This window comes from Pseudomonas sp. TMW 2.1634 (genome assembly GCF_001703595.1).
In the GTDB taxonomy this organism is placed as follows: Bacteria; Pseudomonadota; Gammaproteobacteria; order Pseudomonadales; family Pseudomonadaceae; genus Aquipseudomonas; species Aquipseudomonas fragi.
The window spans coordinates 2,185,271-2,200,657 of record NZ_CP016849.1 but is presented as its reverse complement, the minus strand read 5'-3'; the positions used below and the strand labels follow the sequence as shown (position 1 = coordinate 2,200,657).

The 15,387-nt window shown below is 61.5% G+C and carries 14 protein-coding genes; 12 read left to right on the top strand and 2 right to left on the bottom strand.

What is annotated here, in order from left to right; translation table 11 throughout:
• The 5 genes from BFC21_RS10465 to BFC21_RS10445 all read left to right on the top strand — a co-directional run bounded on the left by BFC21_RS10465 (window position 1) and on the right by BFC21_RS10445 (window position 6,111).
• Window positions 1–987 carry a type II secretion system F family protein gene (locus BFC21_RS10465; protein WP_120266042.1) on the top strand — a complete coding sequence of 329 codons (987 nt, stop codon included), beginning with the start codon at window positions 1–3 and terminating at the stop codon, window positions 985–987.
• A 27-nt stretch (window positions 988–1,014) separates the two neighbouring features.
• Window positions 1,015–1,977: a type II secretion system F family protein gene (locus BFC21_RS10460; RefSeq protein WP_095004491.1), complete on the top strand. Its 963-nt coding sequence runs from the start codon at window positions 1,015–1,017 to the stop codon at window positions 1,975–1,977.
• A 202-nt stretch (window positions 1,978–2,179) separates the two neighbouring features.
• Entirely contained in the window at window positions 2,180–3,520 is a 1,341-nt protein-coding gene (locus BFC21_RS10455; RefSeq protein ID WP_120266041.1) for an aromatic acid/H+ symport family MFS transporter, read from the top strand.
• A gap of 24 nt (window positions 3,521–3,544) precedes the next feature.
• Complete coding sequence (locus BFC21_RS10450) at window positions 3,545–4,807, top strand: gallate dioxygenase (protein ID WP_088377865.1); 1,263 nt, start codon at window positions 3,545–3,547, stop codon at window positions 4,805–4,807.
• Window positions 4,808–4,863: 56 nt separating this feature from the next.
• Window positions 4,864–6,111: an OprD family porin gene (locus tag BFC21_RS10445; protein WP_088377864.1), complete on the top strand. Its 1,248-nt coding sequence runs from the start codon at window positions 4,864–4,866 to the stop codon at window positions 6,109–6,111.
• A gap of 154 nt (window positions 6,112–6,265) precedes the next feature.
• Here BFC21_RS10445 and BFC21_RS10440 read toward each other — a convergent pair whose 3' ends face one another.
• Entirely contained in the window at window positions 6,266–7,477 is a 1,212-nt protein-coding gene (locus BFC21_RS10440; protein ID WP_120266040.1) for a LysR family transcriptional regulator, read from the bottom strand.
• Window positions 7,478–7,633: 156 nt separating this feature from the next.
• On the opposite strand from BFC21_RS10440, the gene galB reads away from it, so the two are divergent.
• From galB to nadA, 5 genes are all read left to right on the top strand, one after another.
• The gene (gene galB, locus BFC21_RS10435; protein ID WP_088377863.1) at window positions 7,634–8,368 is read left to right on the top strand and encodes a 4-oxalmesaconate hydratase; all 735 of its coding nucleotides are present in this window, start codon (window positions 7,634–7,636) and stop codon (window positions 8,366–8,368) included.
• Window positions 8,365–9,081: a 4-carboxy-4-hydroxy-2-oxoadipate aldolase/oxaloacetate decarboxylase gene (locus BFC21_RS10430; RefSeq protein WP_120266039.1), complete on the top strand. Its 717-nt coding sequence runs from the start codon at window positions 8,365–8,367 to the stop codon at window positions 9,079–9,081. Before galB ends, BFC21_RS10430 begins: the two co-directional genes overlap by 4 nt.
• A 2-nt stretch (window positions 9,082–9,083) precedes the next feature.
• A complete protein-coding gene (locus BFC21_RS10425) occupies window positions 9,084–10,160 on the top strand; it encodes a 4-oxalomesaconate tautomerase (protein WP_120266038.1) in 1,077 nt (358 codons plus the stop codon).
• A gap of 180 nt (window positions 10,161–10,340) precedes the next feature.
• Window positions 10,341–11,027, top strand: coding sequence for a type 1 glutamine amidotransferase domain-containing protein (locus BFC21_RS10420; RefSeq protein WP_095004484.1), 687 nt, complete (start codon window positions 10,341–10,343; stop codon window positions 11,025–11,027).
• 224 nt (window positions 11,028–11,251) lie between these two features.
• Window positions 11,252–12,310 (top strand): quinolinate synthase NadA, encoded by a 1,059-nt coding sequence (gene nadA / locus BFC21_RS10415; RefSeq protein ID WP_088377861.1) that lies wholly within the window; start codon window positions 11,252–11,254, stop codon window positions 12,308–12,310.
• Window positions 12,311–12,434: 124 nt separating this feature from the next.
• Here the strand turns inward: nadA and BFC21_RS10410 are convergent, their stop codons facing one another.
• On the bottom strand, window positions 12,435–13,865 hold the full coding sequence (locus BFC21_RS10410) for a M48 family metalloprotease (protein WP_095004482.1): 1,431 nt from the start codon (window positions 13,863–13,865) through the stop codon (window positions 12,435–12,437).
• Between the two features lie 120 nt (window positions 13,866–13,985).
• Here BFC21_RS10410 and BFC21_RS10405 point away from each other — a divergent pair, with 120 nt between their 5' ends.
• Together BFC21_RS10405 and BFC21_RS10400 are read left to right on the top strand one after the other, a co-directional pair.
• Window positions 13,986–14,225, top strand: coding sequence for a sulfurtransferase TusA family protein (locus BFC21_RS10405; protein ID WP_016782295.1), 240 nt, complete (start codon window positions 13,986–13,988; stop codon window positions 14,223–14,225).
• A 28-nt stretch (window positions 14,226–14,253) separates the two neighbouring features.
• Entirely contained in the window at window positions 14,254–15,324 is a 1,071-nt protein-coding gene (locus BFC21_RS10400) for an AI-2E family transporter (RefSeq protein ID WP_095004481.1), read from the top strand.
• Window positions 15,325–15,387: the final 63 nt, after the last annotated feature.

Below are 15,387 nucleotides of genomic sequence, written 5' to 3'. Positions count from 1 at the left end.
ATGAACCAGATTCCCGGCGAGTTTATCCTGGCGTTCCTTGGCATGGTGTTCAGCGCCATGTTCCTGCTCAGCCAGGGCCTGACCATCCCTGTGTTCGGTGAGGCCAACCAGGTGCGCAAGCGCATTCGCGGTCGCCTCGACCTGCTGGAGCGGGCCAATAACATCCCCAACATGCAGTCGATTTTGCGCCAGAAATACCTGCGCCGCCTGCCGCCGCTGGAGGCGCGCCTGGAGCAGTTGCCGATGATGGAAAGCCTGGCCCAGATGATCGAACAGGCTGGGCATGAGTACCGGGCCTATCGTGTTTTGCTGCTGGGGCTGGTGCTGGCCACGGCGGTGGGGCTGGTGCTGTGGTCGTTTCTGCAGCTGTGGTGGGTGGCGGTGCCAGCTGCGCTGGTGAGTTTCTGGCTGCCGGTGTGGAAAATATCCCATGACCGCACCAAACGCTTTGCCCAGTTCGAGGAAGGCTTGCCGGATGCCCTGGATGCCATGTGCCGGGCATTGCGCGCCGGCCACCCGTTCAACGAAACCCTGCAACTGGTTGCCGAAGAACATCAGGGGCCGGTGGCTTACGAGTTTGGCCTGGTGTTTGCCGATATCAACTACGGCAATGATGTGCGCCGGGCCATGCTGGGCCTGCTGGAGCGCGTGCCGAGCATGACGGTGATGATGCTGGTGACCACGGTGCTGATCCACCGCGAAACCGGGGGCAACCTCACGGAAGTGCTGACCCGCCTGAGCAGCCTGATCCGCGGGCGGTTCCGCTTCCACCGCAAGGTCAAGACGCTGTCGGCTGAAGGGCGGATGTCGGGCTGGATCCTGGTGTCGATGCCCTTTGTGCTGGCGGTGGGGATCCTGATTTCTAGCCCGACCTACATGCCCTTGCTGTTCAAGGAACCCATCGGGCAAAAGCTGATCATGGGCGCTTTTGTGGCCATGATCATCGGGATTTTCTGGATTCGAAAAATCATCCGCATTCAGGTTTGAGCACGGGGCATCCCGGAGGGGTTGGGTATGAACTATCTACTGGAACTGATCAACCGTATGGTGGGTGACGAGCAATTGACTCGCTTGTTGTTTGCCGGGCTGATCGGCCTGAGCGTGGTGCTGGTGGTGGCGACGCTGGCAATGCTGGTCAAGGGGCTGCAAAGCCCGGTGCAGCGCCGCCTGATGTTGATCAAGCGCGGCCATGGCGTAGACCACCGGGCGCCACCGAGCAACCTGCAAATGATGCTTGAACAGGTGGGCCAGCGCTTCAGCTCCGGCGAAACCCGCCGCTCATCGGCTACCCGCACCCTGTTGACCCATGCCGGTTATCGCTCACCGTCCGCGGTGCAGGTGTACTGGGCGGTGCGCCTGCTGCTGCCCTTGCTGCTGATGGGTATTACGCTGGTGGCGCTGCCGTTTATTGCCAGTATCTCGTGGCTGCTGGCAGTTGGCTTGCTGATAGTGGCGCTGGGTGTGGGCTGGCTGACGCCGGCGATCTATGTGGGGGCGCGCAAGGAGGCGCGTATGTCGCGGCTGCTGATCGCCTTCCCGGATGCCCTGGACCTGATGGTGGTGTGCGTGGAATCGGGGCTGGCCTTGCCCCAGGCCATTGAGCGGGTGGCGGAAGAAATGGCCGTCAGCCAGCCCGACCTGGCTCTAGAGCTGGCCCTGGTCAACGCCGAAGTGCGTGCCGGGGTGCCCAGCACCGAAGCGCTCAAGCATCTGGCAGAGCGCACGGGGCTGGAGGATATTCGCGGGCTGGTGAGCCTGCTGGCGCAAAGCATCCGCTTTGGTACCAGCGTGGGCACCACCTTGCGCATTTATGCCGAGGAGTTTCGCGACCGACGTACACAAATGGCGGAGGAAAAGGCCGCGAAAGTGGGCACCAAACTGGTGTTTCCGTTGATCTTCTGTTTGTGGCCGAGTTTTTTCCTGGTGGCCATCGGGCCGGCGATCATTAGCGTGTTCAAGGTGTTCGGCAAGATTTGAGCCGCAGGGCAGGGCGGTACGAGTGAGTGTGTTAAACATCCGATAAGAAAAACCGATACCCGCTTAAGGATTTCCCAGAGGCGGGGCAGGCACCTGCGGCCTTAGAGTCACGCCCACAGTTCGACTGTCGGGCGTGTTTTTTTGGGCCTGCGCTTATGCCAGCGCCAGTCGGGATTTCTACAAAAATAATAAGGTGAAAAACATGACTCACGAAACGGTCGATATCAAGGCCTGGATCGATGACCGGCCCGTCGCCAAATATCAGTGGTTGATTCTTGTACTGTGCTTTTTCGTTGTGTTGTTCGATGGTTTCGATGTGGCGGTGATGGGCTTTGTCGCACCTTCGCTGATCCAGGAATGGGGCCTGTCACGCGCCGCTTTCGGCCCCGTGATGAGCGCGGGCATGGTGGGGCTGGCCATTGGAGCCCTGACCGCCGGGCCTTACGCCGACCGCCTGGGCCGCAAGAAAATCATGCTCTTTGCCGTCACCGGTTTCAGCGTCCTGAGCCTGGCCTGCGCCTTTGCCCGCAACCCCTATGAGCTGGCCGCCCTGCGTCTGCTGACCGGCGTGGCGCTGGGGGCCGCGTTGCCCAATACCACCACGTTGCTGGCCGAATACCTGCCAGAGCGCAACCGTTCACTGTTTATCACCCTCATGTTCACCGGCTTCAACATGGGCTCGGGGCTGGGCGGTTTCGTCGCCGCCTGGTTGATCCCCAGTCACGGCTGGCAGTCGGTGCTGCTGTTTGGCGGGATCATGCCGTTGTTGTTGCTGCCGTTCCTGTGGCTGCTGCTGCCCGAATCCGCACGCTTTCTGGCCGCACACAATGCGTCGGCCAGCCAGATCGCCAAGGTGCTGAACAAGTTGGGCGGCACCTTCACTGCGGCCACCCGGTTTGTCATGTCCGAACCCCAGGTGCAGCACAAGGCGCCAGTGCGCATGCTGTTTACCGAGCAGTACCGCTTCGGCACGCTGGCCCTGTGGCTGACCTACTTCATGGGCCTGCTGGTGATTTACCTGACGATGGGCTGGATGCCGACCCTGTTGCGTGACGGCGGTTTGTCCATCGAGCGTGCCGCAACCATCACCGGCCTGTTCCAGATCGGCGGCACGGTGGGGGCCATCGTGGTGGGCTGGGCGATGGACCGACGCAATCCCAATGCGGTGATCGCCACCTCCTATGCCCTGGGCGGTGCCTTTATCCTGCTGCTGGGCGCCTTCAGCCTGGAATCCAGCCTGCTGGCCGTGGGCGTGATTGCCGCAGGCTTTTGCATGAGCGGGGCGCAAACGGGTCTCAATGCCTTCGCGCCGGGTTATTACCCGACTGATTGTCGGGCGACCGGGGTGAGCTGGATGCTGGGCATCGGCCGTTTTGGTGCGATTTTTGGTTCGCTGGTCGGCGGCGCGGTGCTCAGCCTGGGGCTGGACCTGCCGCTGTTGTTCGCCCTGCTGGCGGTGCCGGCCTTTATCGCCGCGCTGGCGATCATGGGCAATGGCCGGGCACGCCGGCGGGCGATCGGCCGTACAGTGCTGGCGCAATAAATTCTTTCATTCAAGGAACTCTTCATGGCTCGTATCATCGGTGGCCTCGCTGCCTCCCACACCCCGACCATCGGCTTCGCGGTCGATCACGACAAACAGAGCGAGGCTGCCTGGGCGCCGATCTTTGAAGGTTTCGAGCCGATCAAGGTGTGGCTGGAAGAGCAGCAGCCGGACGTGCTGTTCTACATTTTCAACGATCATGTGACCTCGTTTTTCTTTGACCACTATGGCGCGTTTTCCCTGGGCGTGGATGAGCGCTACGAAGTGGCCGACGAAGGCGGCAACCCGCGTGCATTGCCCGGCATCGGCGGCCACGCGGCGCTGTCGCGGCACATTGGCGAAAGCCTGATGGCCGATGAGTTCGACATGAGCTTTTTCCGCGACAAGCCGCTGGATCACGGGTTTTTCTCGCCTATGTCGGCACTGCTGCCGTGCGAGCCGGACTGGCCGGTGCAGATCGTGCCGTTGCAGGTCGGGGTCTTGCAGTTCCCGATTCCCAGTGCGCTGCGTTGCTACAAACTGGGGCTGGCGCTGCGCCGCGCCATCGAAAGCTACCCCGAGGACTTGAAGGTGGCCATCGTCGCCACCGGCGGGGTCTCCCATCAGGTGCATGGCGAGCGCTGTGGCTTCAACAACCCGCAGTGGGACGCGCAGTTTGTCGACTTGCTGGTCAACGACCCGGTACGGCTGACCGAAATGACCCTGGCCGAATTCGCCACCCTCGGCGGGCTCGAGGGGGCGGAGGTGATCACCTGGCTGATCATGCGCGGTGCGTTGTCGGCTGTGGTGAAAAACCTGCATCAGGACTACTACCTGCCGTCCATGACCGGGATTGCCACCCTGTTGCTGGAGAACCAGGACCGCGCGGTGCCGGCCGAGGTCAATGCCCGTCATCGGGCCCATATGCAGCACCAGCTGGCGGGGATCGACAAGCTGCCAGGCACTTACCCCTTCACCCTGGCCCGCAGTGCCAAGGGTTATCGCCTGAACAAGTTTTTGCATCGCATGATCGAGCCCCAATGGCGCCAGCGCTTTCTGGCCGAGCCTGAGGCATTGTTTGCCGAGTCCGGGCTCAGTGAAGAAGAACGCGACCTGTTGCGCCGCCGGGACTGGCGAGGGTTGATCCACTACGGGGTGATTTTCTTTGTACTGGAAAAACTCGCGGCGGTATTGGGCATCCCCAACCTGCAGGTCTATGCCGCCATGCGCGGCGAAAGCCTGGAAGATTTTATCCAGACCCGCAACCAGCAAGTGCTCTATTCAGTGGCGGGCAAAGCTGCGCGCTGATCGTGTTGCCCCCTGCAAAGGGGGCGTTTAACCAAAACAAACGGAAAACAATAACAATGACTGTCACCCTCAACTCACGCAATTTCTGCGCGTTGGCGCTTGCCTGTGCGTTGCCTTTACCAGGCCAGGCGGCCGGCTTTGTCGACGATGCCAGCGTCAACCTGAACCTGCGCAACTTCTTTATCAACCGAAACTTCACCAACCCGGGTAATGCCCAGGGGCTGGCCCAGGAGTGGACGCAGAACTTTATCCTCGACGCCAGATCGGGCTTTACCCAGGGCACTGTCGGCTTCGGGGTGGATGCCCTGGGCCTGTATTCGATCAAGCTCGATGGCGGCAAGGGCAGTGGTGGTACCCAATTATTACCGGTGGGCAGTGACGGGCGCCCGGCCGATGATTTCGGGCGGTTGGGGGTGGCCGCAAAAATGAAGATCGGCAAGACCGTGCTCAAGGTCGGTGAATGGATGCCGGTGCTGCCGATCCTGCGCTCCGACGATGGCCGCTCGTTGCCGCAAACCTTTGAAGGCGCTCAGGTGACCTCGCAGGACATTGATGGCCTGACGCTGTATGGCGGCCAGTTCCGCAAAAACAGCCCGCGCAACGATTCGAGCATGGACGACATGTTTATGCAGGGCAAAGCGACGGTCATCTCCGATCGCTTCAACTTTGTCGGCGGTGAATACACCTTCAATGAAAAACGCACGATGGTCGGCTTGTGGAATGCCGAGCTCAAGGACATTTACCAGCAACAATACCTGCAAGTGACCCACAGCCAGCCGCTGGGAGACTGGACGCTGGGGGCCAATCTGGGTTACTTCCGCGGCACCGAAGACGGTAGTGCCAAAGCTGGAGACCTGGATAACCGCACGGTCTCGGCGCTGCTTTCGGCCCGCTATGGCGGCAACACGTTCTATGTGGGCCTGCAAAAGGTCAGCGGCGATGATGGCTGGATGCGGGTCAATGGCACCAGTGGCGGCACCCTGGCCAATGACACCTACAACTCCAGCTACGACAGCGCCCGGGAGAAGTCCTGGCAGGTGCGCCACGACTACAACTTTGCGGCGCTTGGCGTGCCGGGCCTGACGTTGATGAACCGCTATCTCAGCGGCAGTAACGTGCACACCGGCACTGTCACCGACGGCAAGGAATGGGGCCGGGAAACCGAGCTGGCTTACACCCTGCAGAGCGGCACGTTCAAGGACCTCAACCTGCGGCTTCGCAACTCCACGATGCGCCGCGACTACAGCACCAACGAGTTTGACGAAAACCGCCTGATCGTCAGCTATCCGCTGAATATTCTCTGAGGGCTTGATCCCGTAGCAGCTGCCGAAGGAACGAGGCTGCGTTCGATTGCGAAGCAATCGCAAAATATGAACCCGCGATTTAATTGAAAGACCGCGATTTCAGGTTTTACGACGGCTGCGCCGCCGGACGCAGCCTGCGGCAGCTGCTACGGGTTCAAGGTTCAGGGGGCTGCTCCTGGATCACCTGACGGATCACGTCCATCAACGCCTTTGCCACCGGTGAGTGCAGGCTGGCGGTGCGTGAGGTCAGGCCGATGGCGCGGGTGGTGTGGCGCAGTACCAGCGGCAGGATGCACAGTTCGCCACTGGCAATTTCGGGCTCCAGCTGGTGGGCGGACACGGCCGCCAGCATGTCCGAGCGCAGCAGCAGGCCGCGGATGATCGCCATGTCGCCGCTCTCGACCGCCGGGCGCGGCGGCGCAATGCCGAATGCAGTAAAACAGTCGTCGAGCATGTGCCGCGCCGGCGAACCGGCCCGTGGCAGCACCCATTGCGCATCAGCCAGTTCGGCCTGCACGCTGCTTTTCGAATACAGCGGATGACCGCGCCGCGCCAGTACCACCATCTCCTCGGTCAGCAAGGCTTCGCCCGACAGGTCGCTGGCGTATGCCGTCGAGCGCAAGGCGCCGAATATAAAATCCACATCCCCCGCGCGCAATTCGGTAGCCAGCAGGTCGAACGGGCTTTCGTTGGTAATCACCTGGATGCCCGGGTGTTCGGCCATCAGGCGCACGATGGCTTCGGGCAGGATGCGGGTGCGGCCCAGGGGCAGGGCACCGACCTGGACCACGCCCTGCAGCGTTCCCTGCAGGGCGCTGATATCGGTGTCGATATGGCGCAGTTCATTGAGGGCGCGGCGCACCGGGAACAGGATGTCGAGGCTGGCGCGTGTCGGCAACAGGCCCCGTGGCGTACGCTCGAACAGGGTGTGGCCGCAACCGCTTTCGAGCACCTTGAGGGTCGAACTGATGGCGGGCTGGCTCAGCCTGAGCAAGCTGGCCACGGTTTGCATATGGTGGGTTTCGCACAATTTGACGAACACTTGCAGGCGCCGGGCCTGGAACAGGTACAGCGGCTCGGTCCGGGCTTTGTCAGTACCGTTAAGCAGATGCGGGACGCTGTCCAGTTCGGCCAGCACGCGGCGGGCGCGGGGCAGCAGGCGGGTGCCGTAATCGGTCAGGCGCATGCCGTTGGCGTGGCGCTCAAACAACAGCACGCCGAGGCGAGCCTCCAGTTCGGAAATCGAGCGGGTCACTACCGACTGCGCCCGAAACAGGGCTTCAGAGGCTTTGGACACACTGCCGTAGTCGGCCACCCGAACAAAGGCGCGCACGTGCATCAGGCTGGGAAGCTCATTCGATTGCATGGCAGCAGGCTCGACCGTTGGGCATTGCGGTCGGACTATGCCAGCGCCAGAGTCGGCCTGGCAATAAATAAAACGCATACCCGCAGCAGGCTTACGCATTACTCCGGTGCGGGGCGCGGGTGCGATCCTTTGGCCAACTGTTGAAGGAGCCCGCACATGAATGCATCACCCAAAACCGCACTGGTCGTCAGTGCCCATTCGGCCGATTTTGTCTGGCGTGCCGGCGGTGCCATCGCCCTGCATGCGCAACAGGGCTACGCGGTACATATCGTCTGCCTGTCATTCGGCGAACGCGGCGAATCCGCCAAGCTGTGGCGCAAGGGCGAGATGAGCGAACAGCGGGTCAAGCAGGCGCGGCGCGAGGAAGCGCAGCAGGCGGCGGATATCCTGGGGGCCAGTGTCGAGTTCTTCGATATCGGCGACTACCCGATGCGCGCCGACAAGGACACGCTGTTTCGCCTGGCGGATGTGTTTCGCCGCGTACAGCCGGAGTTTGTACTCAGCCATTCGCTCAAGGACCCGTACAACTACGATCACCCGCTGGCCATGAACCTGACCCAGGAGGCGCGCATCATCGCCCAGGCCGAAGGTTACCGGCCGGGCGAGAAGATTGTCGGCGCGCCGCCGGTGTACAGCTTCGAGCCCCATCAGCCGGAGCAGTGTGAATGGCGGCCGGATGTGCTGCTGGACATCACCGAAGTGTGGGACAAAAAGTACGCGGCCATTCAATGCATGGCCGGCCAGGAACATCTGTGGGAGTACTACACCCGTGTCGCTTTGCAGCGCGGCGTGCAGGCCAAGCGCAACGTGGGCATCGCCTCGGGTCGCACTATCGAATATGCCGAGGGTTACCAGAGCATTTTCCCCCGTGTGACGGAGAATCTGGCATGAGCGCGCTAATCGGTAAAACCGGCCTGGTGGTACGCAGCATTCCCCGGGCCGACGCGGCGCTGGTCAATGAACTGGGCCGCTACGGGGTGGCCACGATCCACGAAGCCCAGGGCCGTAAGGGCCTGCTGGCACCCCGTATTACGCCGATCCAGCGCGGTACGGTGATCAGCGGCACGGCAGTGACAGTGCTGGTAGCGCCGGGGGATAACTGGATGTTCCATGTTGCCGTGGAGCAGTGCCAACCCGGGGACATTCTGGTGGTGGCGCCGACTTCGCCTTGCACCGACGGTTATTTTGGCGACTTGCTGGCCACCTCGCTCAAGGCCCGTGGTGTACGCGCACTGGTTATCGATGCGGGGGTGCGTGACACCCATACTTTGCGCGGCATGGGCTTCCCGGTGTGGTCACGGGCCATCAGCGCCCAGGGCACGATCAAGGAAACATTGGGCTCGGTGAACCTGCCGATCATCTGCGCCGGTCAGCTGGTCAACCCCGGTGATGTGGTGGTAGCCGACGACGACGGGGTAGTGATTGTGCGCCGCATCGAGGTGGCGAAGGTGGTCGAGGCCAGCCGTGAACGGGCTGATCTGGAGGACCACAAGGCGTTGCGCCTGGCCAAGGGCGAGCTGGGGCTGGATATCTACAACATGCGCGGGCGGCTGGCCGAGAAAGGTTTGCGTTATGTCGACAGCATCGAAGAGCTTGAGGGCTGAGCATGACCCAGACCCGTATTCCTTGCCTGTTGATGCGCGGCGGCACGTCAAAGGGCGGGTACTTTCTGGCCCGCGACTTGCCCGCAGAGCCGCTGCTGCGTGATCGCGTGCTGCTGGCGGTGATGGGCTCGCCGGACAGCCGTCAGATTGACGGCATCGGTGGTGCCGACTCGCTGACCAGTAAAGTAGCGATCATCCAGCCGTCTGCCCGCGCGGACGCCGATGTGGACTACCTGTTTGCGCAAGTGCTGGTGGACGAGCCGCGGGTCGATTACGGCCAGAACTGCGGCAATATCCTCGCCGGGGTCGGGCCGTTCGCCATTGAACGGGGGCTGGTGCCGGTGGCGGGGGATGTGACCCCGGTGCGGATTTTTATGCAGAACACCGGGCAGGTCGCGATCGCTCATGTGCCGACACCTGCCGGCCATGTGCGCTACAGCGGTGAAGCGCGAATTGATGGCGTGCCGGGCTTGGCTGCGCCCCTGATCGTTGAGTTCGAGGACATCGCCGGAGCCAGTTGCGGCGCACTGTTGCCGACCGGTAACGCTGTGGATGTGCTGGACGCAATTGAAGTGACCTGCATCGACAATGGCATGCCGGTTGTGCTGCTGCGGGCCCGGGACCTGGGTTGCAGTGGCTATGAAAGCCCGGCGCAGCTGGAGGCGGACAGTGCGCTCAAGGCACGGCTGGAGTCGATCCGTTTGCAGGCCGGGCTGCGCATGAATCTGGGCGACGTACGCCAGCGCAATGTACCGAAGATGTGCCTGGTAGCCCCGGCGCAGGCGGGCGGGGCGTTGTGTACCCGTACGTTTATTCCGCATCGTTGCCATACCAGTATTGGCGTGTTCGGGGCGGTCAGTGTGGCTGCCGCGTGTTTGATCGAGGGGAGTGTGGCGGCAGGGCTGGCCCGGGTTGGCATGGGGGATGTGCAGCAACTTTCGGTAGAACACCCCACAGGAGAGTTCACGGTGGAGCTGCGCTTGCACCACGGCCAGTTGGCAGGGTGCGGGCTGATGCGCACGGCGCGGTTGTTGTTTGACGGGGTGGTGTATGTGCCGGCGGCGGTCTGGGCAGGCTAAGAGACCTGGTCATGTGGGGGCTGGCTTGCCTGCGATGCAGGCGCTGCGGTCAATCAGGCAGTGCACATTAATTAATAGCATCGCGAGCAAGCCTGTTCCCACAGGACGAATGCGCGCTGGCGTGGTCTATGCTCTTGTTCCCACCGGTTTACCGGTGTTCGCACAAACAGGAGGTTGATCATGAGCAAGAAGATTTTGGTGGTGCTGACCAGCGTCGAGAAATACCCCGATCTGGATCGCCCCACCGGGCTATGGCTGGGCGAAGCCGTGCATTTTGTACACAAGGTGCAGGCGGCAGGTTTCAAGGTCGACTATGTCAGCCCCCAGGGTGGCTACACGCCGATCGACCCCCACAGCCTGGCCGCCGACATGGCGTCGCCGATTGACTGGCAGTGGTATCACGACAAGGCCTTCATGAACCGGCTGGGTGCGACGCTCAAGCCCGACCAGGTCAACCCCGATGACTACATCGCCATTTATTACGCGGGCGGCCACGGGGTGATCTGGGATTTCCCGGACAACACCCAGTTGCAGGCCCTGAGCCGGCGTATTTATGAACAGGGCGGGGTGGTGTCATCGGTGTGTCATGGCGCAGTGGGGTTGCTCAATATCAAACTGAGCGATGGCGAACTGCTGATCAAGGGCAAGAAAGTCACCGGCTTCTCCAATGAAGAGGAAGAACTGGCCGGCCTGACCAAGCATGTGCCGTATTTGACCGAAACCGAGCTGGTCAAGCGCGGTGCGATCTATCAAAAGGCCGATGCACCCTGGGCACCCTTTGCCATTGCCGACGGGCGCCTGATTACCGGGCAAAACCCGGCATCCGGTGGCCCGGTGGCGGAGCTGGTGTTGAAGGCTATCGGGTAAATTCAGTTAATCCCCTCGATGCTGGCCACCCCGGCCAGCATCGGTTCTGCTCTAGCCGTCGCCATCGCAACATTAAACTTTTGAATCCCAAGGATATTCTGTAGCCTTGTCGCGCTTCAGTGCTTGTCCGTGCCTGATACATACATTCTCCCAGCGGGGCTTGACGGCCCGGAGCTGGTGGTACACTCGACTTTCGCGCAACAGCGCTTGCAGGTCTTGCGAACATGACGCAAATTTCTGAACGACTTCTGGTTCAAGCCCACCTTGATGCCAAGCAGCCCAAGCCGTTGACTGAGGCTCAAGCCCTCAGCCTGCGGGCGCAGATCGCCGCCGAGCTCAAAGCCCGCGACGCAGTGCTGGTGGCGCACTTTTATTGTGATCCGGTGATTCAGGCCCTGGCCGAAGAAACCGGCGGCTGTGTGTCCGATTCCCTGGAGATGGCCCGCTTTGGTGCGGCCCACCCGGCCAAGACCATCCTGGTGGCCGGTGTGCGCTTTATGGGCGAAACCGCAAAAATCCTCACCCCGGAAAAACGCGTGCTGATGCCGACGCTGGAGGCCACCTGTTCCCTTGATCTGGGGTGCCCGGTGGAGGAGTTCTCGGCGTTTTGCGACAAGCATCCCGAGCGCACGGTGGTGGTGTATGCCAACACCTCGGCGGCGGTCAAGGCCCGGGCAGACTGGGTGGTGACGTCAAGCTGCGCACTGGAGATCGTCGAAAGCCTGATGGATAACGGCGAAACCATTATCTGGGGGCCAGACAAGCATCTGGGTCGTTATATCCAGCGCCAGACCGGTGCCGACATGCTGCTGTGGGACGGTGCCTGCATCGTTCACGAAGAGTTCAAGTCCAAGCAGCTGGAAGACATGAAGGCGCTGTATCCGGAGGCTGCGATCCTGGTGCACCCGGAGTCGCCGGAGTCGGTGATTGATCTGGCCGATGCAGTGGGCTCTACCAGCCAGTTGATTGCTGCGGCGCAGAACCTGCCTAACAAGACCTTTATTGTGGCGACCGATCGCGGCATTTTCTACAAGATGCAGCAGCTGTGCCCGGACAAGGTATTTATCGAGGCCCCGACTGCGGGTAACGGTGCGGCGTGCCGCAGTTGCGCGCACTGCCCGTGGATGGCGATGAATACCCTGGAGCGCACGCTGGAATGCTTGCAGCAGGGTACGAACGAGATTTTCGTTGACCCGGCGCTGGTGCCCCATGCCATTCGCCCGCTCAAGCGCATGCTCGATTTTACCCAGGCGGCGCGGTTGAAACTGGCGGGCAATGCCTGATTAACCCGCACTGTTCTCTGTGGGAGCGGGCTTGCTCGCGATGGGGTCAACCAGGTCAAACTGACATACCGAGTTGCCTGAATCGCGAGCAAGCCCGCTCCCACAGGAACTGAGTCAGTCAGGCTCAGTTCATCATTTCCTTGAGCGCCCGCTCCTGATCCATCAGCTCCCGCTTGCGCGCATCCAGGCGTGCCGACAGCTGGAAGTTGTTGGTCAGCTTCTGGGCAAAGTCCAGTTGCTGGATGGCCTGGCGATAATCCCCCACCAACGCGAAGTATTCCGCACGGGCCTGGTGCAGGCCGATGATATTGCCTGACAAACCGCGGGTCTCGGCCACCGAGTACCAGACATCCGGGTCGTCCGGGCGGCTCTTGAGCAGCGCTTCAAGGGCCTGGTCGGCTTCCTTGGGTTTGTTCTGCTTGAGCAGCAAGTCCACCCGGGCCTGGTTGAGCGGGTAGTTGCCCGGGTACAAGGTACGCATCCGGTCGATGCGCTGCTGGGCTTCGGCCAGGCGGTTGCTGTCCATGTCCAACTCGATTTGCGCCAGGTTGTAGGTGATGTCGTTGGGCGATTTTTCCAGCAGCGGCTTGAGGGTCTCGCGGGCTTCGTTGAACTGGCTGCCTTTGATGTAGGCAATCGCCAGGCCATAACGGGCGACGTCGTTCTTCGGGTTTTCATCCAGTTGCTGGCGAAAACGCTTGGCGGCCAGCCCGGGGGTTTCTTCATAGTTGAGCTGCACCCGGGCGCGGATCAACTGATAGCGCAGGCTGTCTTCGGTGCCGCCTGGCCGGGCCTGCTCGGCGCGGTTGCGGGTGTCGGCGATACGGGATTCGGTGACCGGGTGAGTCAGCAGGAATTCCGGCGGCCGGCCATCAAAGCGGTATTGGCGCATCAGACGCTCAAACATGGTGGGCATGGAGCGTGGGTCGTAGCCGGCCTTTTCCAGATTGAGAATGCCGATGCGGTCAGCTTCCTGCTCGTTCTGGCGCGAGAAGCGCCGTTGTTCCTGTAGCGCCGCAGCCTGGGTGCCGGCGATGGCGGCAATGCCGGCGTCGCCTGCGCCAGAGGCCGCCACGATGATCCCGGCGAGCAGCGCAGCCATCATTGGCAACTGCATGCGCTGCTGGGCCTCCACGCCGCGGGCAAAGTGGCGCTGGGACAAGTGGGCCAGTTCGTGGGCCATGACCGAGGCATATTCGCCTTCGGTCTGGGCGTTGAGGAACAGGCCACCGTTAACCCCGATGATCCCGCCGGGGGCGGCGAAGGCGTTGAGCTGCGGGCTGTTGATCAGGATGAATTCGAGGCGCCGGTCCTGCACCTGGCTGGTTTCGACCAGTTTGTAGACGCTGGTCTCGACATAGTCCTTGAGCTGCGGATCGTTGAGCTGTGACACCTGGCTACGCAACATGGCCAGCCAGGCGCGGCCCAGTTGGTACTCTTGTTGCGGCGAGACAATGGACGAACTGGCGTCACCCAGAGACGGTAAATCGTCGGCGAAACTCGGTGATGCGAGCAGGCAAGCGAGCGTCAACAGGGTAGGGCGCAGAAAAGTCATGCACAAAGCTCTGGTCGGTAAAGCGCTTACTGTAGCTGGACACTCGGCTGGCGACCAGTGGCGGGGTTGCTTGGGGTATTCTAACCGGCATAAAAAATGCCCTCTGTGGAGACGTACGCAATGACTGATGTGTTGGCCCATGATGCCGAACTGGATGCTGCGGGTCTGAATTGCCCGTTGCCACTGCTCAAGGCCAAGATGGCGCTGAACAAGATGGGCAGTGGCCAGACCCTCAAGGTGATCGCCACGGACGCGGGCTCACAACGTGATTTTCGTACCTTCGCCCGCCTGGCAGGCCATGAGCTGCTGCGTGAAGAAGAAGACGCTGGCACCTATCGCTACTGGTTACGCAAGGCCTGAGCCCAGGCCTTTCTTCTAAGGAATATCGATGTTCAAGGTTTTACGAGGTTGGGTGCAGCGCTATTTCTCTGATGAAGAAGCGGTGGTGCTCGCGGTATTGCTGGTGCTGGCGTTTACTGCCGTTCTGACATTGGGTGGCATGCTCGCACCCGTGCTCGCGGGCATGGTGCTGGCGTATCTGATGCAAGGCCTGGTGGTTGCGCTGGAGCGCATGCGGGTGCCCGGCGCAGCGGCGGTCGGGCTGGTATTTGCGCTGTTTATGGGCTTGTTGCTGGTGTTCCTGGTGGTGGTGGTGCCTTTGCTCTGGCATCAGCTGATCACGCTGTTCAACGAGTTGCCGGGCATGCTGGCCAAGTGGCAATCGTTATTGCTGTTGTTGCCTGAGCGCTACCCGCATCTGGTGTCGGATGAGCAGGTACTGCAGGCCATTGAAGTTGCACGGGGTGAAATCGGCAAGTTCGGGCAACTGGCCCTGACCTTTTCGCTGTCCAGTTTGCCGCTGCTGGTCAACATCATGATTTATCTGGTGCTGGTACCGATCCTGGTGTTTTTCTTTCTCAAGGACCGCGCACTGATCGGCCGTTGGGTGCGCGGTTATCTGCCACGCGAACGGGCTTTGATTACCCGCGTGGCCGAAGAAATGAACCGCCAGATTGCCAATTATATTCGCGGCAAGGTCATCGAGATCATCATTTGCGGCGGCGTGACCTATATCGCCTTTGTCACGATGGGCCTCAATTACGCGGCTTTGCTGGCACTGTTGGTGGGGGTTTCGGTGGTGGTGCCCTATGTCGGGGCCGTGGTGGTGACCGTGCCGGTGCTGCTGATTGCGCTGTTCCAGTGGGGCTGGAGTGATCAGTTTATCTACCTGATGGCGGTCTACGGGATCATCCAGACCCTGGATGGCAATGTGCTGGTGCCGTTGCTGTTCTCCGAGGCGGTGAGCCTGCACCCGGTGGCCATTATTTGCGCGGTACTGTTGTTCGGCGGGTTGTGGGGTTTCTGGGGGGTGTTTTTTGCGATCCCGCTGGCGACCTTGTTCAAAGCCGTGCTCGATGCCTGGCCGCGAGAGCAGCAAGTCGTGTCACCGCTGCTGTAGATCACCAAGCGCCAGACATGAAAAAGCCCCGGCTCATGACGAGCCGGGGCTTTTTCGTTACTG